The organism is Actinacidiphila bryophytorum (genome assembly GCF_016916835.1).
GTDB lineage: Bacteria > Actinomycetota > Actinomycetes > Streptomycetales > Streptomycetaceae > Actinacidiphila > Actinacidiphila bryophytorum.
Genome location: NZ_JAFFIX010000036.1, coordinates 1 through 23,672, shown reverse-complemented (window position 1 = coordinate 23,672; position 23,672 = coordinate 1). Strand labels below are relative to the sequence as shown.

Genomic DNA, 23,672 nt, shown 5'->3' with positions numbered 1-23,672 from the left:
GGGAGGATACCCACCATGTCCAACATTGCGACCGACGGAACACCCCTCGCGGCGAACCCGCTGACCCGCGCCGTACTGGAGATCGACGAGTACGCGGCCGGCCTCGGCTGGGACCAGCCGGCCCGGCTGTTCGCCCTTGTCGACACCGCCCAGCTGCGCAGCCAGGAGCCGGGGCTCGCCGACCAGCTCGGTATCGGCGAGGAGAGCGCGGCGGGCTCCCTGACCCCCATCGAGCAGGAGGAGCTGCCGTCCGGCACGGCGCTCGACGAGTTCCTCGCCACCATCGCCTGGCCCGAGGTGATCGCCGGCTGCGCGCTGACCGTGGAGCGGCTGATGCTGCCGCCGTCCGCCGAGGCCTCGATCCCCGACGACCTGGACGACGCGGCCCTGGCGTCGTGGGTGGCCGCGCACCCGGAGCGGCAGGAGGTGCGGATGACGGTCGCGGTGCTGCGCGACGGCGCGCGGGAGTCGGCGGTGCGGCTGCGGGAGAAGGACACCGCCTCCGAGGTGCTGACCGGCGCCGACCTGGTGCCCGGCCTCGCGACGGCGCTGAAGGCGACCTTCGAGGCGTAGCCCGCCCGGTCAGCTCTTGGTGCAGCTGGGCAGGTCCGCGGTGTTGCCCGACTTGATGTCCGCCAGCGCGGCCATGGCGTCGTCCAGGGTCTTGACCTTGACCAGCGTCAGGCCGTGCGGGACGTCCTTGGACGCCTCGCCGCAGTTGTCCGCCGGGGTGAGGAAGTACTGGGCGCCCTTGTCGCGGGCACCGATCGTCTTCAGGCTGATGCCGCCGATCGGGCCGACGTCCCCGTTGTCGGCTATCGTCCCGGTGCCCGCCACGAACTTGCCGCCGGTCATGTCGCCGGGTGTGAGCTTGTCCACGATGCCCAGCGCGAACATCATGCCGGCGCTGGGGCCGCCGACGTCGGCGAGCTTGATGTCGATGGGGAACGGGAAGAGGTGCTCGACGCCGGCCTGGATGCCGACGACCGCGCGGCTCGGCCCGTCGTCGGCGGACTTCCTCGTCGTGATCGTCACCTGGTGGGTGGGCAGCCCGTCGGCCGACCTGCCCTTGGCGTCGGCGGCGTTCACCACGGTGAAGACCACCTGCTGGCCCGGCTGGTGCTTGGTGACCAGCTTGGCGACGTCGTCGGCCTGCGCGACCTTGGTGCCGTCCACCGCCTTGATCACGTCACCGGCGTGCAGCAGCCCCTGCGAGGCGCCGCGGCTGACGACCGCGCCCACGATGACCCGGGAGGGCACCGGGATGTGCAGCTCGTCGAGTGCCGCGACCTTGGCGCTGTCCTGCGACTGGGTGAACTCCTCGGCATTCTGCTGGTCGGCCTGCTCGGCGGTCTGCCCCTTGGGGTAGAGCGTGTCGTGCTCGACGACCTTGTCGTCGTGCCGCAGCCAGCCGAAGACCGACTCGATCAGGTTCATGTGGTAGTCGGCGCCGGTGACCCGGACCGTCGTCATGTTCAGGTGCCCGTCGGCCGGGTAGGTCTTGCGCCCCGAGATCTGGATCACGGTGTCGCCGCCGTAGGTGCCCAGGGTGTTCACCGTGGGACCCGGCGACATCTCCGAATACGGGGTCGGCACGAGCAGCGCGACGCTCAGCAGCGCTATCAGCGTCAGTGTCGAGGCGAGCAGCGTCGCGGTACGGCTGGGCATGGAACGACAGTACGTGACCGGCCGGCGATTCGGCTCCCCGGGTGAGTCCGGACGAGTACGCCGAAAGGGCCGCGCCCACCGGCGGGGCACAGGCCTCACACAGGCTCGGCGTCGGTCGCGCCCGACTCGCCCGCTTCGCCCTCCTTGAGCCGCAGCGGCGGCGCCTCGCCGGGCTGCATGGCCGTACGGAACCGCTCGTAGCCGGCGAGCGAGGCGCCGTCGGCGGTGGAGCGGGCACGGGCGGCCCAGCGTGCCCAGACCACGGCGACCAGGACACCGACCAGCGGAATGAGCAACCAAGCGAGTGCTGCCACAGTGAACTCCCGACCCCACACACCAGCAAAACGGACCTATGAGCAGATTAACGACTCAACGGGTCAACGCTCTGCCGGGCCACGGGGTTACGCAACCGGAATTCCCCCTGCCGGGCTCAGCGGCTCCGGCGGGCTCGGCGGCTCTGCCGGGCTCAGCGGCACTGGACGGCACAGCGGCTCTGGGCAGGCTCGGCCCCGGCGGCTCAGCAGCCCACCCACTCCTCGGTGCCGTCGGCGAAGGTCTGGTGCTTCCAGATCGGCACCTCGCTCTTGAGGTCGTCGATCAGCCGGCGGCTGGCCGCGAAGGCCTCGCCGCGGTGCGCGCAGGACACCGCCACGATCACCGCGAGGTCGCCGACCCGCAGGTCGCCCACCCGGTGCACGGCGGCCAGCGCGCGGACCGGGAAGTCGGCCGCGACCTTCTCCGCGACCCGGCGCAGCTCCTGCTCGGCCGAGGGGTGCGCCGAGTAGGCCAGCCCCGTGACCGCGGCGCCGCCGTGCCCGTCGTGGTCGCGTACCGTCCCGACGAAGAGCGCGGTGCCGCCGGCCGCGTCGTCGCCGACCGCCGTGAAGACCTCGTCCAGCGACAGCGGTGTGTCGCGGACGGCCAGCAGCCTGATCGGGCCGGAGTCGTCGGTGGATGCCATGCCGCCCATGCTGCCTCATCTGCCCGCGATACGGAAAGGGCCTTCCATTATCGGCGGCCGCGCTGTTTGCGGCGCCGGGGTCGGCGGTACAGCCTGCGGTACGGCCCGGGGTACGGCCCCGGCCTCAGATGCCGCGCCGCCTGCGCGCCCTGCGGACCAGCGCGGCGGTGCCGACCAGGGCGACCGTGGCACCGGCCGCGCCCAGCGTGGTCGCGTCCTTGCGGCCCAGCCGCCGCCCGGCCACCGAATTACGGCCCGCGACCTCTTCGAGCAGCTCGGCGAGCACCTCCTCGTTGGTCCACTTCGGCCGCCAGCCCGCCTCGTGCAGCCGGCTGCCGCTGACCACCCACGGGTGCATCGTGTACGCGAGGTCGCCCGCGGGCGACGGCGTCAGGCCGAGCCGGTGCAGCCGGGAGGCGGCGCCGAAGGCGATGGCCGGCGGCAGCTCCATGCGCCGGATTCCGCTCAGCTCCTCGACCTCCTCCTGTTCGAGCCAGCCGTCGCAGCCGACCGCCATCTCCCCGTCGACCTTCTCCAGCACCGCGTACTCCAGCGCGGAGACCAGGTCCTCGACGTGGCAGAACTGCCAGCAGGGCCGGCTGCCCGCGACCACCAGCAGCCGCGGCGACTCGAAGTAGCGGGTCAGCGCGGTGTCGGTGCCGCCGACCAGCACGGCGGGCCGCAGTATCGTCACGTTCAGCCCGGGGTGGGCGCGCGGCGCCCTGCGGCCCAGCCGCTCGATCTCCAGCAGGTCGTCCACGAAACTGGCCTCCGAGGTGGCCCGCAGCGGCGCGTCCTCCGCGAGCGGCACGTCGTTGTCGGCCTGCGCCCCGTAGACCATCGCCGAGGTGCACAGCACCACCCGGTGCACGCCGGCCGCCGCGGCGGCGGTCAGCACGGTCTGGGTGCCGCGCACGTTGAAGGCGGACCGCGCCTTGGCGTCGGACTCCAGGTCCAGGTCGAGCGCCAGGTGCACCACGACGTCCGCGCCGCGCAGCTTCTCGGCGATCGCCGGGTCGCGGACGTCGAGCACCCGCCAGGTCGCCCCCGGCAGGTCCCCGCGCCGCTCGTCGATCGCCACGACCTTCTTGACCTGGTCGGAATCAACCAGCCGGGAGGCCAGCGCGAGGCCTACTCCCGAGGCGGCGCCGGTGATCGCGACCACCGGTCCCGCGGCGCTCCTGGCGGCGCTCCGCTCTGGGCGAACGTGTGCTTCTGGGGAACTCACCGGGTGTCTCCCACGGTTGTCTCAGTTGCGTACTCAGCTGTACCTGCTACGACGTACGCAGCCATCCTGCCGGACAGGTGTCTAGGCTTGGAGGTACAGCCCATCACACCCGGCCCACCACGACAGCCCACCACGACACAGATCCGAGGAATCCCGTGAGCGACACTCCATTCGGATTCGGCGTCCCTCCCGAGGAGCCGGAAGACGGCGACGAAGGCAAGCAGCGCAAGGGCGGCAGTGGGGGCGGTCAGCCGGCGAACCCCTTCGGTTTCGGCGGCGGCAACCCGTTCGGCGCCGGCGGCGGCGACAACCCGTTCGCCGCGATGTTCGGCTCGCTCGGCCCCAATGACCTGGGCGCCGCCTTCCAGCAGCTCGGCCAGATGCTCTCCTACGACGGCGGTCCCGTGAACTGGGACATGGCCAAGGACATCGCCCGGCAGACGGTCGCCCAGGGCACCCCGGACGGCGTCAAGGACACCTCCGTGGGCCGCGCCGACCGCGCCTGGATCGAGGAGGCCGTCCGGCTCGCCGACCTGTGGCTCGACGGCGTCACGTCGCTGCCCTCCGGCTCCGGCGCCGCGGTGGCCTGGAGCCGCGCGGAATGGGTCGAGGCGACCCTGCCGGTGTGGAAGGAACTCGTCGACCCGGTCGCCGAGCGGGTGGCAGGCGCCATGGGCGACGTGCTGCCCGAGGAGATGCAGGCCATGACCGGCCCGCTGCTCGGCATGATGCGCTCGATGGGCGGGGCGATGTTCGGCTCGCAGATCGGGCAGGCGCTGGGCACCCTGGCCGGCGAGGTCGTCGGCTCCACCGACGTCGGCCTGCCGCTCGGCCCCGCGGGCAAGGCTGCGCTGCTGCCGGCCAACGTGGCCGCGTTCGGCGCGGGCCTGGGGGTGCCGCAGGAGGAGGTGCGGCTGTACCTCGCCCTGCGGGAGGCCGCCCACCAGCGGCTCTTCGCTCATGTGCCGTGGCTGCGGGCGCATCTCTTCGGCGCCGTCGAGGGCTATGCGCGGGGCATCAAGGTGGACACCGCCCGGCTTGAGGAGGCGGTGGGCCAGCTCGACCCGACGCAGCCCGAGCAGCTGCAGGAGGCCCTGCAGCAGGGCATGTTCCAGCCCGAGGACACCCCGGAGCAGAAGGCCGCGCTGGCCCGCCTGGAGACCGCGCTCGCGCTGGTCGAGGGCTGGGTGGACGCGGTCGTGCACGCCGCCGCGGCCCCGCACCTGCCCTCCGCCGGCGCGCTGCGCGAGACGCTGCGCCGCCGCAGGGCGACCGGCGGCCCGGCGGAGCAGACCTTCGCGACCCTGATCGGGCTCGAACTGCGGCCCAGGCGGCTGCGGGACGCGGCCCGGCTGTGGGCGTCGCTGACCGACGCGCACGGCGTGGACGGGCGCGACGGCCTGTGGGCGCACCCCGACATGCTGCCGACCGCGGAGGACCTGGACGACCCCGACGGGTTCGTGCACCGCGACTCCCCGGACTTCGACTTCTCCGAGCTGGACCGGATGCTCGGCGAGGCCGCGCAGAAGTCCGGCCCGGGCTCGGCGGACGACTCGGCGGACGGCTCAGCCGAGCGCCCTGCGAGCGACGACGGCAAGGGCGGCAAGGCCGACGGCGAGGACGAGGGCGGCTCGGGCGACGGCGAGAGCGGCCGGTGAGCGAGCTGCACGAGGACGCGGTGCGCGTCCTGGACTCCTGGGACGCGCCCGACCCCGGCCAGGACGGGCTGCGCCAGGACTACCTGGCGTATCTGGCCGCGCACCCGGACGGGATGTGGAAGCCCTGCGCCTCCGGGCACATCACGGCCGGCGTGCTGGTGATCGACCCGCCGCGGGAGCGTGTGCTGCTGACGCTGCACGCCAAGCTGAATATGTGGCTCCAGATGGGCGGCCACTGCGAGGCGCAGGACTCCACGGTCGCCGAGGTCGCGCTGCGCGAGGGCGTCGAGGAGTCCGGTATCGGGGGCCTGCGGCTGCTGGTTCCGCAGCCGCTGCAGCTCGACCGGCACAAGACGCCCTGCGCCTGGCACCTGGACGTGCAGTACGCGGCGCTCGCGCCCGAGGGCGCGGCCCCGGTGATCAGCGACGAGTCCCTCGACCTGCGCTGGTTCGGCTACGACGAGGCCGAGGCGACGGCGGACGGCTCGGTGCGCTCGCTGCTGGCCAGGACGCGCGCACTGCTGTGACATGCCGCCGCCCGTGACCTGCTGTGCGCGGGTCACGGGCGGGCGAGGCGGTCAGTTCGACCAGATGTTGCCCTGGTTCTGCGCGTGCGAGCCCTGCGGGCCGAGGCCGTACTGGGCGCGCAGGCCGCCGCCGAGCGGCATGTTCTGCGGCGGCATCAGCTCGCTGGGCTGCACCAGGACGTATCCCTGGCCGACGAAGTTCAGCTCCCAGCCCTCTCCGGTGTTGCCGCGGCGGCGGAAGACCGAGCTGCTGCTGGTCTGCGCCTGCATCTGCACCCGCAGGCTGCTCGACCAGGCCACGACGGCGTCCGCGTCGCAGGACACGTACTTGTCGGGGGTGACCGGCATCAGCAGCGGCTTGCCCGAGGTCATCAGGGCGACCTTGCCGCTGCCCGAGATGTTGAGGTTGTACTGCCCGGTGCCGGACAGGCCGAACTGGCTGTCGACCGCGATGACGTCCCAGTGCAGCCCGGAGTCCAGCGCCAGGACGTAGGCGCTGTCCACGGTCAGGCCGTCGTGGTCGACGTCGAGGATGTGGATCTGCTGGGCGAGGTTGGCCAGGTAGACGGTGCCCTGCCCCGAGCAGCGCATCAGGTCGAGGCCTTCACCGGTGCGGTAGCGCGCCCCGCGCTGCTGGTGCGACTGGTACTCGCCGTCGAACTCGATCATGCCCTGGTAGGCGACCATCGAGCCCTTGCGGGCCAGGCAGTCGGGGCCGGAGTTGCCGTCGAGGCGGACCCGCAGCAGGTACGAGTTCTGCAGGCTGTAGTGGTCCTGGTTCTGGACCTCGGTGAACGCGAAAAGCGGACTCTGCATGATCTGTCGCTCCCCCTCAGCCCCGCGCCCGCAGGCGGTCGGTGCTGTCCTCGCTCGGCTGTACGACCACGAAGCCCTGCCCGGAGAAGGCGATCTGGAAGGCCTCCCCGCTGCCCCGCCCGATCAGCGAGGACGCCTTGAAGCTCCGCTTGGCCTTCATCTTCAGCCCCGACGACCAGGCGACCAGCGCGTCGGGGTCCACATACGTCTCGTCGGCGCCGCTGCCGCAGTCCACCACGATCGGGGTGCCGCGGGAGGTGACGGCGACCCATCCGCTGCCGGACACCCCGACGTTGAAAAGGCCCTGCCCGGCGAACTTCGCCAGTCCCTTGACCCGCTCGACGCCCCAGGTCAGATGGGCGTCGAAGGCCAGCAGGTTGGTGCCGTTGACCGACACCGACTCGTTGTTGAGGTTCAGGCACACCACGTCGGCGCCGTAGTCGGCGAGGTAGAGCAGGCCGTCGCCGCTGCACTTCATGACGGGTGTGCCCTCACCGGTCAGCCAGGCCGAGGCCATCTGCCGCACGGCGGGCGGGTTCGGCTCGTACTGCACGAAGCCCTCGTAGGCGACCATCGAGCCGGTGCGCGCGAAGAGGTCCTGGCCGGTCACCATGGCGACCTTGAGCATCGAGGAGCCGTGGTTCTCCATCCGGGCGGCCACCGGGGTGGGTGCGTAGCCCGCGATCATCTGCTGGTCCATGGCGGGTCACACCTCGTAGGGCTGGACGACGATGAAGTTGCCGGGAGCGCCGCGGAACTGGAGGTTCACGGTCTCACCGCTGTGGCCGGGGTAGGCGGTCCTGCGCAGCCGCACCTGGCTGGAGACGATCACCTGGGCGGCCGACGACCACGCCACGATCGCGTTGCTGTCGGCGTAGGTGGTCGGGGTGACGGGCAGGACGACCGGGGTGCCGTGGGTCTTCACGATCACGGTGCCGGTGCCCTGGAACTGCATGGTGAACAGCGCCCCGCCGGGGATGCCGTGGCCCTCGATCCTGCGCACCTCGTGCTGCAGGCTCTCGTCGAAGGCGAGCACGTTCTCCGCGGACACGCAGATGGCGTCGCCCTGCAGTTCGACGGGGTGCAGATAGGCCGCGTTCTCGGCGAAGAAGACCTGGCCGTTCCCGGTGCAGCGCATCAGCTGCATCTCCTGGCCAGTCATGTTGCCGACGATGCGGCCGGTGAAGCCCGCGCCCTTGTAGCCGAAGTCGACCTTGCCCTGGTAGAGCACCATGCTGCCCTGCCGGGCCAGCACCGGCTGGCCGCCGGCCTGGCTGAGGTCGGCGCGCATCATCTTCGGGTTCTGCTGCGTCCAGCGCTGCCCGGTGGGCAGCTCGCGGTACTTCTGCATGGCCACCGCCATGCCGACCGCCTGGGTGGCGGGCGGCGCATAGCCGCCGGGCTGCTGGCCGAAGGCGGGCTGCTGGCCGTATCCGGGCTGCGGCTGCTGGCCGAAGGGCGGCTGGGCGTATCCGGGCGGCCCTGGCGGGGCCGGCTGGCCGGGGATCTGGCCCGGCGTCGGCCCTGGCGGCGGGACCTGCCCGAAGGGCGGCGGGCCGGGCTGGCCGGGGGCGGGCGCCAGCGGCGCGGCCATGGTGGGCGCCTGGTGCATCGCGGGGCCGCCGGGCTGCTGGGCGCCGAAAGCGGGCGCGGGCGCAGGGGCGGGCGGCGGGGCACCGAAGGACGGCGCGGGGGCCGGGGCCGGCGGGGGCGCGCCGAAGGAGGGGGCGGGCGCGGGCGCCGGGGCCGGCGGGGGGCCGCCGGCGGGCGGGGCGAAGCCCGGTGCGGGCGCGGCAGCGACGGGGGGCGCGAAGCCGGGTGCGGCGGACTGCTGCGACGCCGGCTCCTCCTCGGCGACCTCGCCGCCGAAGTGCTGGAGCAGCGCGGCGAGTCCGCCGTCGAAGCCCTGGCCGACCGCGGCGAAGCGCCACACGTCCTTGAGGTAGATGTCGGCGAGCATCACGGCCCGCTCGGTGCTGAACTCGGTGCCGGTGAAGGCGTACCGCGCGACCTCCTCGCCGCCCGCGACGATCCGCAGGTAGCCGGGGGCGACCTGGGACATCTGCCCGGCGCCGTCGATGGTGGCGGTGAAGGACAGCCGCTGCACGGCGGCCGGGATGCGGTCCAGGGTGACCCGGAAGGACTCGGTGTCGCCTGCCTGCGCCCCGAGCAGCTGGATCGACTCCTCGGGGGACTTCGGCTGGTTGAAGAAGACGAAGTAGCGGTCGTCCGACAGCTCTTCCTTGGCGTCCAGGCCGAAGCAGCTGATGTCGAAGCTCAGGCCGGGGCCTGTGATCGACACCCCCACATAGAGATCCGTCCCTGCGGTCAGATCGCTGATCTTGGCCTTGTGGCCACGCTGGAATTCCCTGGCCATGGATCGACCGGCCCCCATCCCGTCCTCGCTGCTGGTGCGTTGCGCCAGGCTAACCGGTCGGGACGACAGCGGCTATTCCCCTCGGCCGTCCCGGCCCGCGGGCGCGTGCGGCAGCCGGTCGGCGGCGACGACGCCTTCGAGGAAGCCGCGCGCCCGCTCGGTGCGCGGGTAGCACTCCAGCAGTTTCCAGAAGGCCGGACCGTGGCCCGGCACCAGCAGATGCGCCAGTTCGTGCAGCAGCACGTAGTCGATGACGTACTCGGGCATGCCCTGCAGACGGTGCGAGAGGCGGATGCTGCCCTCGGAGGGGGTGCACGAACCCCAGCGGGAGTTCTGGTTGGTCACCCAGCGGACCGTGTCGGGCACCGCCCGGCCGCTCAGATACTGCTCGGAGAGGCGTTCCGCGCGGGCGGCCAGCTCGTCGTCGCCGGGCATCCTGCGGCTCTCCTGGGCCGCCAGCTTCTCCAGCATCACGGCGACCCAGCGCTGCTCCTCCGCGGCCGACATCCGGGCCGGGATGAGGACGACCGTGCGGTCGCCGTCGCGGTACGCGGACACCGTCTGCCGGCGCCGGGCGCTGCGGCGTACCTCCACCGCGCTCGTCCGGTGGCCGCGGGTGGGCTGACTGGCGAGATTTCGCGCTGGATCGGCGGACACGCTCTCGACCGTACCTGCTGGACGCGGGGGAAGTCCTGCCCCCAGGCCGGTTGGCATCGGAATCACCTCCCTTCTTACGCATATTGAACGACTATTCCCCACAACCTGTGGATAACCCGGTCGAGGATGCGACGGAATGGGGCATTCTGAAGAAGTCGCACACGGAGAGTGACGATCGGCGGCGGCGGACGCCGATCAGGAAGAGCTGCCGGACAGAAACGCACAAAACCGGACAGCCGAAGGATGCTGACCCGCTCTTGACCGGGGCGTCGGTGGGGAGGGGCACAATGGCGAAGGGACCGAGCCGAAATGAGGAGCGCATGTCTGATCTTCCGCGTAAGGCGGTGACCCGGACCGCGAAGCTGGCAGCGCTCCCCCTGGGGTTCGCCGGGAGGGCCACACTCGGCCTCGGGAAGCGGCTGGGGGGCAGGCCGGCCGAGGAGGTGGCGGTCGAGCTGCAGGAGCGCACCGCCGAGCAGCTGTTCAAGGTCCTCGGCGAGCTGAAGGGCGGGGCCATGAAGTTCGGCCAGGCCCTGTCGGTCTTCGAGTCCGCGCTGCCCGAGGACGTCGCGAGCCCCTACCGGGCCGCGCTGACCAAGCTGCAGGAGGCCGCCCCGCCGATGCCGGCCCGCACCGTGCACCGCGTGCTGGCCGAGCGGCTGGGCAAGGACTGGCGCTCCCTTTTCGCCGAGTTCGAGGACGTGCCGGCCGCGGCGGCCTCGATCGGGCAGGTGCACCGGGGGGTGTGGAGCGACGGGCGCAAGGTCGCGGTGAAGGTGCAGTATCCCGGCGCGGGGGACGCACTGCTGTCGGACCTGGCGCAGCTGGGCCGGGTCGCCCGGCTCTTCGGGCCGCTCATCCCGGGAATGGACGTCAAGCCGCTGCTGGCCGAGCTGCGCGCCCGGGTCGAGGAGGAGCTGGACTACGAGCTGGAGGCGCGGGCGCAGCATGTCCACGCCGTGGAGTTCGCCGGCGACCCCGACGTGGCGGTGCCCGACGTGGTCCACCAGGCCGACCAGGTGCTGGTCACCGAGTGGATGGACGGGGTGCCGCTGTCGGAGGTGATCTCCGGGGGCAGCCGGGAGATGCGCGACCGGGCGGGGCAGCTGCTGTCGCACTTCCTCTTCGCCGGCCCCGCCCGCACGGGCCTGCTGCACGCCGACCCGCACCCGGGCAACTTCCGGCTGCTGACCGACGACGGCCCCGCCTCGGGCTGGCGGCTGGGCGTGCTGGACTTCGGCACCGTCGACCGGCTGCCCGAGGGACTGCCGCTGCCCATCGGCACCGCGCTGCGGCTGGCCCTGGCAGGGGACGCGGAGCAGGTGCACGCCATGCTGCGCGAGGAGGGCTTCGTCAAGCCGACGATCACGCTCGACTCCGACGCGGTGCTCGACTACCTCAAGCCGATCATCGAGCCGGCCGGGCGCGAGGAGTTCTCCTTCGACCGGGCGTGGATGCGGGCGCAGGCGGCCAGGATCGCCGACCCGCGCTCCCCCGCCCACCAGTTGGGCAAGCAGCTGAACCTGCCGCCGTCGTATCTGCTGATCCACCGGGTGACACTGAGCACCGTCGGCGTGCTCTGCCAGCTGGGCGCGACGGTGCGGCTGCGGGCGGAGCTGAGCCAGTGGCTGCCCGGCTTCGACCCGGAGGGCGCGGCCGAGTCCGCCTGAGGCCCGCTACCACCAGGCGGAGTCCAGCCGGCTCTCGATGCTGCGCAGATGCTTGCGGGCGCAGTCGTCGCAGAAGTGGACACGGCGGCCGTTCTCGACGGAGCAGGTCCACGTCACGGGCAGACCGGGCCGGGTGGTGCCGCAGCGGGCACATGTCGTCGTGGTCGATGCGTTCTTCTGATCCACTGGGTGACGATACCTCCGCACCTGCCGTATTTGTCGGCATAACGCGGCGCGGGGCCGGCCCTTTCGGACCGGCCCCGCGGTAGTGGTGCGGTGGTGGTGGGCGCCGTGGCGGCGCCCGGTGCTGTTCAGGCGTGACGCCTACTGCATCACGGCCAGGGCGAGTGCCCGCCGGGCCCGCAGGGACGCGCGCTCCGCGCGCCGCTGCAGCCGCCGGGCGGCGATCAGCCGGGATGCCCTGCGTTCGTGCTCGGCCTCGTAGAGCCGCTGTTGCATATGGGCACGGGCCAGGGCTTCAGGCATGAGTTGCATTTCGTGGTTCCTGTTCTGATGCGACGCCATCGCGTCGGAAGTACGTGCGGTCTGTTCGGTGCGGGAGGGTGTCATCGGGGCCTGATTCATCGGGTCGTGGGTGAGGGGGCGGTCGATCGTCCCCGGCGTCGGAAGCTTCCTGGCGTTCATGCCGCAACCGCGTCCTTGCGCGGGCGGCCGCGCGGCCGCTTGCGGGGTACGACGACGCCCTGGATGAACAGCTCGCCACCCCAGACACCCCAGGGCTCGCGGCGGTCCTTGGCGCCGGCGAGGCAGGCCTCGCGGACCGGACAGGTCTGGCAGAGGGACTTGGCGTACTCGACGTCTGCCGGCGACTCGGCGAAGAAGACCTCCGGGTCGTAGGTGCGGCACGGGACGGGCACGCCGAGGCGCTCGATCTCGTCGTCAAGCTCGGTGAGGGGCAGCAAGGTGTTCTCCGGGGGCTGTGCGGGTGGGCGGCTCAGGTCTGGCGTGGGTCCGGACGGTTCGTGCTGGGCGGTATGCACGGTGGGTTCGTTCCTCGTCTGTCGGTCCGGCCGGTCGGCCGGTCGTCGGTGGTGTCTCCGTGGAGACGCTGTCTTCTGGGGAAAACAGAAGGGCCGCGGATCCCGGTCTGGGATTCCGCGGCCCTGAGGTGCCGACCTGATGCGCTATCAGGCTGGATCACTCCAGGGTTCGAGCCCGCGGAAGGCCCACTTGCCGTACTGCTGCGTCTTCTGCTGTCCGTTCGCGTAGCCATTGGCGCCTTCTGCGCCCTTGGCGGTGCCGTTGCCGGCGCCGTTGGCCGCCGCCGCGGAGGTAAAGGCATGCGCCTTCACCTTCGCCGCCGCCGCTACCGCGGGCGCCTCGGTCGGTCGCTCGCTGCGCACACGGGTCGGAAGGACCGGGAGCAGAGCGGCGGACATGAGACCGGTGGCGGGCAGCGAGATGCCGAGCGGGCAGGTGGCGACGACCGAGCGATCGGTCAGTTTCTGGGTAATCAGCTGGCTGGTCACTGGGCTCGCCTCCTCTCGGCGTCTCGTAAGGATGAAGGACCGTACTTGCCTAGTACATCACGACCGGGTGGGCTCTTGGAAGAGCCGTTCCCAACCGCGCTCGTGAAGGCTATGGGGACCTCCGCGGGATGCGCAAACTATTTATCAGCTTCTTCTGCAGAAGATTTCAGATCCTCCGCCGAGCCCTCCTCCGGGCCGTCCGCGAACCCCTCCTCGGCACCGTCCTCAGGGCCGTCGTCAGGGCCGTCGTCAGGGCCGTCCTCGGCACCGTCCTCGCCGCCCGGTTCCAGGCCGGCGCACAGCGCCAGCACGTCGGGGCCGAACCTGTCGAGCTTGCGGGCGCCGACGCCGGGGATGGAGGACAGCTCGGCCGCGCCCTCCGGCCTGACCTCGGCGATGGCCAGCAGCGTCTTGTCGGTGAAGACGCAGTAGGCGGGCTGCCCGAGCGCCTTGGCCTGGGCCGTGCGCCACACCCGCAGCCGGTCGTACAGCGCCTCGTCCAGGTCCGAGGGGCAGTCCTCGCAGCGCATCAGCTTGATCTCGCCGGCGTCGGACAGGGTGCGCCCGCAGACCCGGCACAGCACCGGGCCGCGCTTCCTGCGCCCGCCGGAGCCGCGCTCCACCCCGCCCGCGCCGCCACCCGCGCCGCGGGCGCCGCGCGGCGCGGAGCCGGGCCGCAGGCCGTCGAGGAAACGTGAGGGGCGCCGGCCGCCGCGCCCGCCGGGCGAGCGGGACAGCGCCCAGGACAGCCCCAGGTGCAGCCGTGCCCGGGTGACGCCGACATAGAGCAGCCGCCGCTCCTCCTCGATCTGCTCGTCGGTCTTGGCGAAGGTGATCGGCAAGGTGCCCTCGGTCAGGCCGACCACGAAGACGGCGTCCCACTCCAGGCCCTTGGCCGCGTGCAGCGAGGCCAGGGTGACGCCCTCGACCGTCGGCGCGTGCTGCGCGTTGGCCCGCTCGTCCAGCTCGGCGACGAAGTCGCCGAGGGTCGCGTCGGCCCGGGCGGCGGCGAAGTCCTCCGACAGCCGCACCAGGGCGGCAAGCGACTCCCAGCGGTCCCTGACCGCCCCGGAGCCGGCGGGCGGCTCGGAGGCCCAGCCGCGCGAGCTGAGCACCGCACGCACCTGCTCGGGCACCGTGGCGGTGTCCTCGGGGTCGGCGGACGCCCTGGCCGCCCCGCGCAGCAGCAGGCCCGCCTCGCGCACCTCGGGCCGCTCGAAGAACCGCTCGGCGCCGCGCAGCTGGTAGGGCACGCCCGCGTCGGCGAGCGCCTGCTCGTAGACCTCCGACTGGGCGTTGATGCGGTAGAGCACCGCGATCTCGCTGGGCCGCACCCCGGAGTCGATGAGCTGCCTGATCCGCCGGGCCGCGCCCTCGGCCTCGGCCGGCTCGTCGGCGTATTCGGCGTAGGCGGGCTCGGGGCCGGACTCGCGCTGCGAGACCAGTTCGAGCCGGTGCGCGGCCGCCTGGCCGCGGGCCTGGGCCAGCAGCCCGTTGGCCAGGCCGACCACCTGCGGGGTCGAGCGGTAGTCGCGGACCAGCTTGACCACGGTGGCCGACGGGTAGCGGGCGCGGAAGCCGAGCAGGAAGTCCGGTGTGGCGCCGGTGAAGGAGTAGATGGTCTGCGAGGCGTCGCCGACCACGCACAGGTCGTCCCGGCCGCCCAGCCACAGTTCGAGCAGCCGCTGCTGCAGCGGGCTGACGTCCTGGTACTCGTCGACCACGAAGTGCTGGTACTGCGAGCGGACGGTGTCGGCCACGTCGGGCCGGTCCTGCAGCACGCCGACCGTCAGCAGCAGCACGTCCTCGAAGTCGATGACCCCGCGGTCCCGCTTGAGCTGCTCGTAGGTGGTGTAGATGCGGGCGATCTCGGCCGGGTCGCGCGGCACGTCGCGCCCGGTCTTGGCGGCGACCGCCGGATAGTCCTCGGGGACGGTCTGGGTGACCTTGCACCACTCGATCTCGCCGGTGACGTCCCGCAGCTCGTTGCGGTCAAGACGGATGCGGGAGCGCGCGCCGGCCTCGGCGACCAGTTGGACCTTGCGCTCCAGCAGCCGGGGCATCTCGCCGCCGATCGCCCGCGGCCAGAAGTACTGCAGCTGGCGCAGCGCAGCCGAGTGGAAGGTGCGGGCCTGCACCCCGCCCGCGCCGAGCTGCCGCAGCCGCCCGCGCATCTCGCCTGCCGCCCGCGCGGTGAAGGTGACCGCGAGCACGCTGGCCGGCTGGAGCATGCCGGCCCGCACCCCGTAGGCGATCCGGTGGGTGATCGCCCGGGTCTTGCCGGTCCCGGCGCCGGCCAGCACGCACACCGGGCCGCGCAGCGCCGTGGCGACGGCTCGCTGCTCGGGGTCGAGTCCTTCGAGCACCGCGTCGGCGGAGTCGGGCACCGCGGGGAAGAGCGATTCGTGGGTTGTCGCAGTCACAACCGCCACTGTGCCAGGTCTCGCCGACAGGCCGGGAAAGTTATCCACAGGCTGCGGCGGAAGAGGGTGCGGTGGAATGCGCGGGAGCGCACGCGCGTTGAAGGGCTGACAGATTTCTCTCGCGACGAGGAGCGAACACCGATGCCGGGCACCGTGACGATGTACAGCACCAGCTGGTGCGGCTACTGCCGCCGACTCAAGGGGCAGCTCGACCGCGAGGGCATCGCCTACACCGAGATCAACATCGAGGAGCACCCGGAGTCGGCGGCGTTCGTGGAGAAGGCGAACGGCGGCAACCAGACCGTGCCGACGCTGCAGATCGTCCCCGCGTCCGGTGGCGCGGAGGTCGTGATGACCAACCCGAGCCTGGCGCAGGTCAAGCAGGCGCTCGGCGCCTGACGCTCCGGCGCGGAACGTACCGGCGGGGCAGCCCCGCGGCCGTCACGGACGCGGCAGCGGGGCGCCGTACCAGTTCTCGATCAGCCGGGCGGCGATCGAGATGCCGAACGGCGGCAGCACCTCGCCCGAGGCGAAGGCCGCCCGCAGGTCCTCGCGGGAGAACCAGCGGGCCTCGTGGATCTCCTCGCCGTCCACGGTGATCGTGGAGGAGACCGCGCGGGCGTTGAAGCCCAGCATCAGGCTGGAGGGGAAGGGCCACGGCTGGCTCGCCACGTAGCTGACGTCGTCGCCGACGGTGACCCCGACCTCCTCCGCGACCTCGCGGCGCACCGCCTGCTCGATGGACTCGCCGGGTTCGACGAAGCCGGCGAGCGTCGAGAAGCGGCCCTCGGGCCAGTGCAGCTGGCGGCCGAGCAGCGCGCGGTCCTGGTCGTCGGTGACCAGCATGATCACCGCGGGGTCGGTCCGCGGGTAGTGCTCGGTCAGGCAGGCGGGGCAGCGGCGGATGTGGCCCGCGGCGGCGATGACGGTGCGTTCGCCGCAGCGGGAGCAGAAGCGGTGCATGCGCTGCCAGTTCTCCAGCGCCACCGCGTGCACCATGAGCCCGGCTTCCAGGGGCGACAGCAGCCCGCCGACCTCGCGCAGGCCCGCGGCCCTTGCCGCGCCGTCCATGCGCCCGGGCAGTGCGTCCTTCTGCAGCGCGAAGTAGCGCACACCGTCGGGGGCGATGCCCAGGAAGTAGCGGTGCATCTCGGTCTCCGGCGCGTCGAACGCCGGGGTCATGACCAGTTCCGTGCGGCCGTCGGGGCCGTCCTCGACCAGCACCTGCCCGCCGGAGACCACGAACACCCGGGTCGTCGGGTGGCTCCAGGCCGCGGCGAGCCACGCCTCGTCCATGCGGTGGTGCGCGGCGCGGTCCACCCCCGAGTACGTGAGTGCCAGCGGTCGGTCCGTCGCGTCGAGTCCGGTCAAGGCTGCTTCCATCTCCCCGAAGTACGTGGTGTGGCATACCGCAGGCGCCCACCCTGTCGTCCACCCGGTGCCAACCGCCGGCAGGCAGGGAAATTCCCGGTGACGGTATGGATACGCCGCGTCGTCCGAGCTGGAGCGCGCCACATGCAGCCTAGCCCGGTGGCCGCTGCGGCCGGGGTACGGGTCCGCGCGGGGCCGGTACGTGCCGCAGCCACCGGTTCAGTCCCCCGGGGCCAGCAGTTCCTCCAGCTCCGCGCGGCCCGGCAGGTGCGCGGGGCGTACCACCTCGCCGGTGCGCACGAACAGGAAGGCGGCGCTCACCTGGTGCAGCGGTACGCCCTGCCGCTCCGCCCAGGCCACCCGGTAGATCGCCAGCTGCAGCGGGTCGGCGGCAGCGGCGGGGCTGCGGCCGGTCTTCCAGTCGACGATCTCGTACGTGTCCGCCGCCGCGTCCGGGTCGCCGTACGTGTCGGACGTCTCATCCGCGCGGCCGCGGTAGACCGCGTCGATCCGGCCCCTGACGACCCGGCCGCCCAGGGTGAGGTGCACGGGGACCTCGACGCGGTAGGGGGTGCGGTCGGCGTACGGGCTGCGCAGGAAGGCGTCCTTGAGCGCCGCGAGGTCGGCCTCGTCCGCGATGTCGTCGCCGCCCTCGATCCCGGGCAGGTCCTCGGGGCCGAACAGCGGGCGGGCGTCGAAGCGGGACTCGACCCAGGCGTGGAAGCGGGTGCCGCGGCGGGCTGCGGGGGCCGGCGGGCGGGGCATGGGGCGGGCCAGCTCGCGGGCGAGCCCGTCGGGGTCGGCGGCCAGCTGCATGAGCTGGCTCGCGGTGAGCGTCGCGGGCAGCGGCACGTCCCTCACGGTGGCCCGCGCCCTGCGCAGCTCGCCCGCGAGGGCGTCCAGGTCGCGGTCCCAGGACGCGACGAGCCTGGCTTCGGCCGGGTCGAGGCCGTCCTGCGCCCCGGGACCGCCGCCGGCGCCGTCCGCCCCGGGCTCCGCGGGCACGCCGGACTCGCCGCGCGCACCGGGAATCCCGGGTCCGCGCGCCTCCACCGCCTCCTCCTCGGTGTACGCCAGCACCGTGCGCGCCGCCCAGCGCCGCCTGCGCAGGCCCACCGGGTCGAGCGGCAGCGGCCAGGCGTGCTCCTGCACCGCTTCGAGCGCGGGGTTGGCCGCGCCCTCCTCCGGCGGGTCGGCCCACACCTCGATCTCGCCGTGGCCCGCCTCGCAGTGCTCGCGCAGGGCGTCGAGGAAGACCGAGGGGCCGAAGGGCGCCTTCTGCGTCGGACCCCACCAGTGCCCCGAGCCCAGCAGCAGCGAGCGCGGCCGGGTGAAGGTCACGTAGCCGAGCCGCAGCTCCTCGACGCGCTGGTGCTCCTTCATGGCGCCGCGGAAGCCGTCGAGCCCGGCCTTCGTCCACTCCGGCACGTCGGGCAGCGTCGCCGCGTCACCGCGCAGCCCGTGCGGCAGCACCTTGGCGTTGACCGGCCACAGTTCGCGCCCGCGCTCGCTGGGGAAGCCCTTGGCGACCAGCCCGGGGACGGCCACCACGTCCCACTCCAGGCCCTTGGACTTGTGCGCGGTGAGCACCTTGACGGTGTTCTCGCCACCCGGCAGCGAGCTGTCGAGGCCCTTCTCGTACTGCGCCGCGGTGTGCAGGAAGCCGAGGAAGGCCAGCAGTGTCGCCTCGCCGTCCAGGGCCGCGAAACCGGCCGCGACGTCCAGGAACGACGTCAGCGTCTCGCGCCTGCGGGCGGCCAGCGCGTGCGGGGAGGCGGACAGCTCGACGTCCAGCCCGGTGGTGGCCAGCACCCGGTGCAGCACGTCCATCAGCGGGTCGGCGAGCGCCCTGCGCAGGTCCCGTATCTCGGCCGCCAGCCGTGCAAAGCGCACCCGGGCCTCGGCGGAGAAGGGCAGCCCGTCGTCCGGGTCGGCGTCGAGGAAGGTCTCCAGGGCGTCGGCGAGCGAGATCACCTCGGCCGGGTCGACGCCCTCCACCGCCGCCGCCAGCGGGTCGCGCCCCTCGGCGGCGCCGGCCCCGTGGCGTACGAGCAGCCGGGCGCGGCGGCCCAGCAGGGCCAGGTCGCGCGGGCCGATCCGCCAGCGCGGTCCGGTCAGCAGCCGGACCAGGGCCGCGTTGGCGGTCGGGTCGTGCAGCACCTCGCAGACCGCGACCAGGTCGGCGACCTCCGGCAGGTGCAGCAGCCCGGACAGGCCCACCACCTCGACGGGGATGTCGCGGGCCACCAGCGCGGCATGAATCTCCGGGAAGTGCGCGGCGGTCCTGCACAGCACCGCGATGCCGCCGGGGGGTGTGCCGGTGCGCACCAGGTGCGCGACGGAGTCGGCGAGCCACGCCGTCTCCTCCTGCTGGGTCGGCAGCAGTGCGCAGCGCACCCGCCCGTCCAGCTCGGCCCCGGGGGCGGGGCGCAGCGCCTCGACGCCCTCGTGGCGGGCGCGCAGCTCTTCGGCCAGGGTGTTGGCCAGGTCGAGCAGCCGGCCGCCGGATCGGCGGTTCTCGCTGAGCGAGTAGCGGGCGGCGGGCCGGCCGTCGGGGTGCGCGAAATGCCGCGGGAAGTCGTCCAGGTTCGCCACCGACGCGCCGCGCCAGCCGTAGATGGCCTGGCAGGGGTCGCCGACCGCGGTCACCGCGTGCCCGCTGCGGCCCCCGAACAGCCCGGCGAGCAGCAGCCGCTGGGCGACCGAGGTGTCCTGGTACTCGTCGAGCAGCACCACCCGGTACTGCTCGCGCAACAGCGCACCGACCTCCGGTCTGGTCTGCGCCAGCCGCGCCGACAGCTCGATCTGGTCGCCGAAGTCCAGCAGGTCGCGGCGCCGCTTGCCGTCGCGGTAGGCCGCGGCCAGCTCTGCCAGGTCGCGGCGGGCGGCGACGGCCTGGCGCACCTCCCGCACCCATGCGTTGCCGCGCTTGGCCGGGTCGAGCGCGGACAGCTGCCCGGCGAGCCTGGTGTCGTACGCGCGCAGCTCCTCGGCGGGCACCAGGTGCTCGGCCAGCTCGCCCGCCAGCGCGAGCAGGTCGCCGACGAGGGTCGGCAGGCCCTTGGTGAGCGCCGGATACGGCCCGGGGGCGGCGCGCAGCACCTTCGCCGCGAGCTGGTAGCGGGTGGCGTCGGCGAGCAGCCGGGCGGTCGGCTCCAGGCCGATCCGCATGCCGTGGTCCTTGAGCAGCTGCCCGGCGAAGGCGTGGTAGGTCGAGATGTTCGGGTCGCCGGCCGCGCCCTCGCCCTGCTCCTGCGGCCCGTCCCCCGGCGGCCGGGCGCCCGGCTCGTACGGGTCGCGCTCGGTGATGCCGGCCTGCGCCAGCGCCTTGCGCACCCGCTCCGACAGCTCGCCCGCCGCCTTGTTGGTGAAGGTCAGGCCGAGCACCTGCTCGGGTGCGACCTGCCCGGTGCCGACCAGCCACACCACCCGGGCGGCCATCACCGTCGTCTTGCCCGACCCCGCACCGGCCACGATCACACCCGGGGCGAGCGGCGCGGTGATGCACGCCGTCTGCTCCGGGGTGAAGGGGATGCCCAGCAGCTCCTTGAGCTGCTCGGGCGATTCGATGCGGGTTGCCACCTCATGGAGGCTATCCGGAACCGCGGACATCGCAGGCCCCGGACGGCCTCCTGGTCACGCGGCGGGCCGCAGGTCAGACCGATATGCCGTTCGGGTCGATGCCGAGGTCGGCCATGTCCAGCGTCTGCGAGGCGGGCGGCGCCGCGATGTGCGGCTTCTTGCCGAAGTCGGTGAAGGTCGCGTAGCCCGGCGAGTCGCCGCCCAGGCCCTCCAGCTTGACGACGTACGGCGTCTTGCCGGTGGTCACGTACAGCGTGTCGGTCTCGTCGTCCAGCTTCTCGACCAGCGGGAGGACCTGCTGCCCGTCGAGGGTCGTCGGAGCGCCCTTGACGACCTCGGCGTCGCTGTCGTCCTCGCCGTCCGAGAGCATGTCCGTCATCAGGCCGTCGAAGGAGCAGAACTCGCCCAGGGACGGGCTGTCCAGCACCTTCTTGTTGAGCTTGACCCACCGGTCGCCGATCGTGGCGGCCACCTTGTCGCCCTTGGCGCCGCCCGCGATCCGCCAGTAGGCGGCATTGCCCTTGAGGTAGGCGTGGGTGGCGTCGGTCTTGATGAGCTGCATCGACGCGGTCCCGGTGCGCAGGGCGGCGGCGCACTTGCCGGTGTCCGTGAGCGAGGCCTTGATCTGCAGGACCCTGCCCTCCTCCATCGCGTTCACGCTCACCGTCATCGAGCCGGCCTTGCGCATGTTCGCCTCCGCGAGGGAGACGATGCCGTCGGCCGTCATGGACGAGAACGGGTCGTCCTTGCCCGGTGCCGCGGACGCCGCCGGGTCCGCCGACGTCGTCGCCGCCGGCACGACCAGCGGCGCCGACGAGTCGTCCGTGCTGTTGCAGCCGGTGAGTGCGGCGGTCGCCGCGGTGGCGGCGCACACGGCCGCCATGGTCCTGCTCCTGGCCGGCATCGGCCGTCCCCCCTCGGATTGCACACCTACGCGCGCGTTGGACGCGCGACCCCCGCCCCTGGTTGTACGGCAAACATAGCCCCGGGCGCTGACAATTACCCGGCCCGGGTATCCGGCAAGGCCCCGTCACTCCACGACGTGCCGGCCCTCGGGACGTGCCGTGCAGGACGCGCGGAAAGCGCAGTGCGTGCAGTGCTGGCCCGTCGCCGGGGTGAAGCGCTCGTCCAGCACCCGGCCTGCCGCGGTGGCCAGCAGCTCCTGCGCCCACTCCCCCGTCAGCGGCTCCTGCCGCTGCACCGCGGGCAGGGCCTCGCCGCCCTCGCGGCGGGTCGCGCCCAGCCGCAGCTGCACCAGCTCCGCACCGCCCGCCGGCGGGGTCCTCCCGCCGAACAGCGGGTCGACCGCGCCCTCGCGCACCGCCAGCTGGTAGACCGCGAGCTGCGGGTGGTGCGCGACCTGGTCCCCGGTCGGCTTGCTGCGGCCGGTCTTGAAGTCCACGACGTAAGCGGCGCCCTGGGCGTCGGTCTCGACCCGGTCCATGCTGCCGCGGATCCGGACACGGGCGTCGCCCGCGGCGAGGGTGACGTCGAAGTCCAGCTCGGTGGCGACCGCCGTACGGCCGCGCTCCATGACGTGCCAGCGCAGGAACCGCTCCAGGGCGGCGCGCGCGTTGTCCTTCTCCTGCCGGGACTTCCAGGGCGCGTCGAAGGCGAGCGCGTCCCACACGGAGTCCAGCCGGGCCATCAGGACGTCCAGGTCGGCCGGCGTCCTGCCGGAGGCGACCTCGTCGGCCAGGACGTGCACGACGTTGCCGAAGCCCTGGGCCGCGGTGGCCGGCGGTTCCGCCTTGACCTCCCGGCCCAGGAACCACTGCAGGGAGCAGGTGTTGGCCAGCTGGTCCAGCGCGCTGCCCGACAGTGCCACCGGTTCGTCGCGGTCCCGCAGCGGTACGGCCGACCGGGTCGGCTCGTACAGGCCCCACCAGCGGTCCGGGTGCGCGGCCGGCACCAGCGGGTGGCCGTCGTCGCTCAGCGCCGCCAGGCGGGCCAGCCGGCGGGCCGCCGCCTCGCGCAGCGCGGGCGAGGCCGCCGGGTCGACGGTCGTCGCCCGCAGTTCCGCGACCAGCGCGGACACCGCCAGGGGGCGGCGCGGGCGGTGCGTCACGTCCTGCGGCTCGACCCCCAGCTCCGCCAGGAAACGGGACGGCTGGTCGCCGTCGTCCGCCGCCGACCGCACCGCGGTGACCAGCAGGCGGTCGCTCGCCCGGGTAGCGGCGACGTAGAACAGCCGGCGCTCCTCCGCCAGCAGCGCGCCCTGGCTCAGCGGCGGGGCGATGCCGTCCCTGCCGATGCGGTCCGCCTCCAGCAGGGAGCCGCGGCGGCGCAGGTCCGGCCACACGCCCTCCTGTACGCCCGCCACGACGACCAGCCGCCACTCCAGGCCCTTGGAGCGGTGGGCGGTCATCAACTGGACGGCGTCCGGCCGTACGGTACGGCCGCCCAGCGTGTCCGCGGCGATGTCCTGGGCGGACAGCTCCTCCAGGAAGTTCAGGGCGCCCCGGCCGCCGGTGCGCTCCTCCGCGCGGGCCGCGGTCTCGAACAGCGCGCACACCGCGTCCAGGTCGCGGTCGGCGTTGCGGCCCGCCGCGCCGCCGCGCAGGGCCGCGCGCTCCAGGCGGGACGCCCACGGGGTGCCGTTCCACAGCGTCCACAGCGCGTCCTCCGCGGTGCCGCCCGCTGCCAGGGTGTCGCGGGCGGCCCGCAGCAGCGCGCCCACGCGGCGGGCGCCGCGCGCGTACGACGGGTCGTGCGCGGCCAGCCGCTCCGGCTCCGAGACGGCCTCGGCGATCAGCTCGTCCGAAGGGCGCGGCACGGCGGCGCCGGCCGCGCGCTCCTCCTCCCGCAGCGCCCTTCCCAGCCGCCGCAGATCGGCGGCGTCCATCCCGCCGAGCGGCGAACTCAACAACGTGACGGCATCCTCGACCCCGACCACGACCCGCCCCCCCTGCGCTGCCCCGGGGAACGTGCCCTCGCCTCGGGCAGCCCCCCCGGCCCCCGGCTCCCCGGCTCCCCGGGAGGACGCGGGCAAGGGATTCTCGGGCGTGCCGCCCGCCCCCGGCTCCCCCCCAGGGGCAAGACCCTCGGCCTGCGCGGCCGAACCCGCCTCCGGGTCACCGGGAAGCCCCCGCGAGGACGACTTCCCGGCTCCCCGGGATGACGCGGGGAAAAGATCTTCCGGTGAACCGGGGATCGGCAGGCTGGGGTGGGCGGGCAAAGCGGCCTCGGCCGTCCCGCCCGGCGGGAGGGTGGCGGCGGTCGGCGGGGTGGGGGAAGCGGCCTC

22 protein-coding genes are annotated in these 23,672 nt (G+C 73.3%); 5 read left to right on the top strand and 17 right to left on the bottom strand.

Annotation, left to right across the window (positions count from 1 at the left end; all coding sequences use genetic code 11):
• The first annotated feature begins 15 nt into the window (after positions 1-15).
• Positions 16-573: a PPA1309 family protein gene (locus JT723_RS32480; RefSeq protein WP_205048462.1), complete on the top strand. Its 558-nt coding sequence runs from the start codon at positions 16-18 to the stop codon at positions 571-573.
• 9 nt (positions 574-582) lie between these two features.
• Here JT723_RS32480 and JT723_RS32475 read toward each other — a convergent pair whose 3' ends face one another.
• The 4 genes from JT723_RS32475 to JT723_RS32460 all read right to left on the bottom strand — a co-directional run bounded on the left by JT723_RS32475 (position 583) and on the right by JT723_RS32460 (position 3,857).
• Positions 583-1,668 (bottom strand): YlbL family protein, encoded by a 1,086-nt coding sequence (locus JT723_RS32475; protein ID WP_205048461.1) that lies wholly within the window; start codon positions 1,666-1,668, stop codon positions 583-585.
• 95 nt (positions 1,669-1,763) lie between these two features.
• On the bottom strand, positions 1,764-1,982 hold the full coding sequence (locus JT723_RS32470; protein WP_205048487.1) for a hypothetical protein: 219 nt from the start codon (positions 1,980-1,982) through the stop codon (positions 1,764-1,766).
• 203 nt (positions 1,983-2,185) lie between these two features.
• Positions 2,186-2,638 (bottom strand): molybdenum cofactor biosynthesis protein MoaE, encoded by a 453-nt coding sequence (locus JT723_RS32465; RefSeq protein WP_372441403.1) that lies wholly within the window; start codon positions 2,636-2,638, stop codon positions 2,186-2,188.
• Between the two features lie 115 nt (positions 2,639-2,753).
• Positions 2,754-3,857 (bottom strand): SDR family oxidoreductase, encoded by a 1,104-nt coding sequence (locus JT723_RS32460; protein WP_205048459.1) that lies wholly within the window; start codon positions 3,855-3,857, stop codon positions 2,754-2,756.
• Positions 3,858-4,012: 155 nt separating this feature from the next.
• On the opposite strand from JT723_RS32460, the gene JT723_RS32455 reads away from it, so the two are divergent.
• On the top strand, positions 4,013-5,515 hold the full coding sequence (locus JT723_RS32455; RefSeq protein WP_205048458.1) for a zinc-dependent metalloprotease: 1,503 nt from the start codon (positions 4,013-4,015) through the stop codon (positions 5,513-5,515).
• Positions 5,512-6,042 carry an NUDIX domain-containing protein gene (locus JT723_RS32450; protein WP_251512414.1) on the top strand — a complete coding sequence of 177 codons (531 nt, stop codon included), beginning with the start codon at positions 5,512-5,514 and terminating at the stop codon, positions 6,040-6,042. Before JT723_RS32455 ends, JT723_RS32450 begins: the two co-directional genes overlap by 4 nt.
• 51 nt (positions 6,043-6,093) lie before the next feature.
• Here the strand turns inward: JT723_RS32450 and JT723_RS32445 are convergent, their stop codons facing one another.
• The 4 genes from JT723_RS32445 to JT723_RS32430 form a co-directional block, all read right to left on the bottom strand.
• Entirely contained in the window at positions 6,094-6,858 is a 765-nt protein-coding gene (locus JT723_RS32445; protein ID WP_205048457.1) for an AIM24 family protein, read from the bottom strand.
• A gap of 16 nt (positions 6,859-6,874) precedes the next feature.
• Positions 6,875-7,558 carry an AIM24 family protein gene (locus JT723_RS32440; protein WP_205048456.1) on the bottom strand — a complete coding sequence of 228 codons (684 nt, stop codon included), beginning with the start codon at positions 7,556-7,558 and terminating at the stop codon, positions 6,875-6,877.
• 6 nt (positions 7,559-7,564) lie between these two features.
• Entirely contained in the window at positions 7,565-9,235 is a 1,671-nt protein-coding gene (locus JT723_RS32435; protein ID WP_205048455.1) for a TerD family protein, read from the bottom strand.
• A gap of 72 nt (positions 9,236-9,307) precedes the next feature.
• Positions 9,308-9,949: a M48 metallopeptidase family protein gene (locus JT723_RS32430; RefSeq protein WP_205048454.1), complete on the bottom strand. Its 642-nt coding sequence runs from the start codon at positions 9,947-9,949 to the stop codon at positions 9,308-9,310.
• Positions 9,950-10,212: 263 nt separating this feature from the next.
• Between JT723_RS32430 and JT723_RS32425 the strand changes: the two genes are divergently transcribed.
• The gene (locus tag JT723_RS32425; protein WP_205048453.1) at positions 10,213-11,562 is read left to right on the top strand and encodes an ABC1 kinase family protein; all 1,350 of its coding nucleotides are present in this window, start codon (positions 10,213-10,215) and stop codon (positions 11,560-11,562) included.
• A gap of 6 nt (positions 11,563-11,568) precedes the next feature.
• On the opposite strand, the gene JT723_RS32420 is transcribed toward JT723_RS32425, so the two are convergent.
• The 5 genes from JT723_RS32420 to JT723_RS32400 all read right to left on the bottom strand — a co-directional run bounded on the left by JT723_RS32420 (position 11,569) and on the right by JT723_RS32400 (position 15,475).
• Positions 11,569-11,748 carry a hypothetical protein gene (locus tag JT723_RS32420; RefSeq protein WP_205048452.1) on the bottom strand — a complete coding sequence of 60 codons (180 nt, stop codon included), beginning with the start codon at positions 11,746-11,748 and terminating at the stop codon, positions 11,569-11,571.
• Between the two features lie 138 nt (positions 11,749-11,886).
• Positions 11,887-12,207 (bottom strand): putative WhiB-interacting protein, encoded by a 321-nt coding sequence (locus JT723_RS32415; RefSeq protein WP_205048451.1) that lies wholly within the window; start codon positions 12,205-12,207, stop codon positions 11,887-11,889.
• Positions 12,204-12,521: a WhiB family transcriptional regulator gene (locus tag JT723_RS32410; RefSeq protein ID WP_307794106.1), complete on the bottom strand. Its 318-nt coding sequence runs from the start codon at positions 12,519-12,521 to the stop codon at positions 12,204-12,206. The genes JT723_RS32415 and JT723_RS32410 overlap by 4 nt, the downstream gene beginning before the upstream one ends.
• Before the next feature lie 189 nt (positions 12,522-12,710).
• Positions 12,711-13,052: a hypothetical protein gene (locus JT723_RS32405; RefSeq protein WP_205048450.1), complete on the bottom strand. Its 342-nt coding sequence runs from the start codon at positions 13,050-13,052 to the stop codon at positions 12,711-12,713.
• A gap of 137 nt (positions 13,053-13,189) precedes the next feature.
• Positions 13,190-15,475: an ATP-dependent DNA helicase UvrD2 gene (locus JT723_RS32400; RefSeq protein ID WP_251512410.1), complete on the bottom strand. Its 2,286-nt coding sequence runs from the start codon at positions 15,473-15,475 to the stop codon at positions 13,190-13,192.
• Between the two features lie 141 nt (positions 15,476-15,616).
• Here JT723_RS32400 and JT723_RS32395 point away from each other — a divergent pair, with 141 nt between their 5' ends.
• A complete protein-coding gene (locus JT723_RS32395) occupies positions 15,617-15,874 on the top strand; it encodes a glutaredoxin family protein (RefSeq protein ID WP_205048449.1) in 258 nt (85 codons plus the stop codon).
• Positions 15,875-15,916: 42 nt separating this feature from the next.
• On the opposite strand, the gene nudC is transcribed toward JT723_RS32395, so the two are convergent.
• The 4 genes from nudC to JT723_RS32375 all read right to left on the bottom strand — a co-directional run bounded on the left by nudC (position 15,917) and on the right by JT723_RS32375 (position 23,324).
• Positions 15,917-16,846, bottom strand: coding sequence for an NAD(+) diphosphatase (nudC, locus tag JT723_RS32390; RefSeq protein ID WP_240166543.1), 930 nt, complete (start codon positions 16,844-16,846; stop codon positions 15,917-15,919).
• 219 nt (positions 16,847-17,065) lie between these two features.
• On the bottom strand, positions 17,066-20,428 hold the full coding sequence (locus JT723_RS32385) for an ATP-dependent helicase (RefSeq protein WP_205048447.1): 3,363 nt from the start codon (positions 20,426-20,428) through the stop codon (positions 17,066-17,068).
• Positions 20,429-20,501: 73 nt separating this feature from the next.
• Positions 20,502-21,311 carry a hypothetical protein gene (locus JT723_RS32380; RefSeq protein WP_205048446.1) on the bottom strand — a complete coding sequence of 270 codons (810 nt, stop codon included), beginning with the start codon at positions 21,309-21,311 and terminating at the stop codon, positions 20,502-20,504.
• A gap of 147 nt (positions 21,312-21,458) precedes the next feature.
• Positions 21,459-23,324: a PD-(D/E)XK nuclease family protein gene (locus tag JT723_RS32375; RefSeq protein WP_372441402.1), complete on the bottom strand. Its 1,866-nt coding sequence runs from the start codon at positions 23,322-23,324 to the stop codon at positions 21,459-21,461.
• Between the last annotated feature and the right edge of the window lie 348 nt (positions 23,325-23,672).

Bases quoted from the DNA above. Each gene is read 5' to 3' on its own strand.
- JT723_RS32480 (WP_205048462.1), top strand. From the start codon at position 16: ATGTCCAACATTGCGACCGACGGAACACCCCTCGCGGCGAACCCGCTG.
- JT723_RS32445 (WP_205048457.1), bottom strand. From the start codon at position 6,858: ATGCAGAGTCCGCTTTTCGCGTTCACCGAGGTCCAGAACCAGGACCAC.
- JT723_RS32430 (WP_205048454.1), bottom strand. From the start codon at position 9,949: ATGCCAACCGGCCTGGGGGCAGGACTTCCCCCGCGTCCAGCAGGTACG.
- JT723_RS32415 (WP_205048451.1), bottom strand. From the start codon at position 12,207: ATGAACGCCAGGAAGCTTCCGACGCCGGGGACGATCGACCGCCCCCTC.
- JT723_RS32395 (WP_205048449.1), top strand. From the start codon at position 15,617: ATGCCGGGCACCGTGACGATGTACAGCACCAGCTGGTGCGGCTACTGC.
- JT723_RS32435 (WP_205048455.1), bottom strand. From the start codon at position 9,235: ATGGCCAGGGAATTCCAGCGTGGCCACAAGGCCAAGATCAGCGATCTG.
- JT723_RS32425 (WP_205048453.1), top strand. From the start codon at position 10,213: ATGTCTGATCTTCCGCGTAAGGCGGTGACCCGGACCGCGAAGCTGGCA.
- JT723_RS32465 (WP_372441403.1), bottom strand. From the start codon at position 2,638: ATGGGCGGCATGGCATCCACCGACGACTCCGGCCCGATCAGGCTGCTG.
- JT723_RS32380 (WP_205048446.1), bottom strand. From the start codon at position 21,311: ATGGCGGCCGTGTGCGCCGCCACCGCGGCGACCGCCGCACTCACCGGC.
- JT723_RS32475 (WP_205048461.1), bottom strand. From the start codon at position 1,668: ATGCCCAGCCGTACCGCGACGCTGCTCGCCTCGACACTGACGCTGATA.
- JT723_RS32440 (WP_205048456.1), bottom strand. From the start codon at position 7,558: ATGGACCAGCAGATGATCGCGGGCTACGCACCCACCCCGGTGGCCGCC.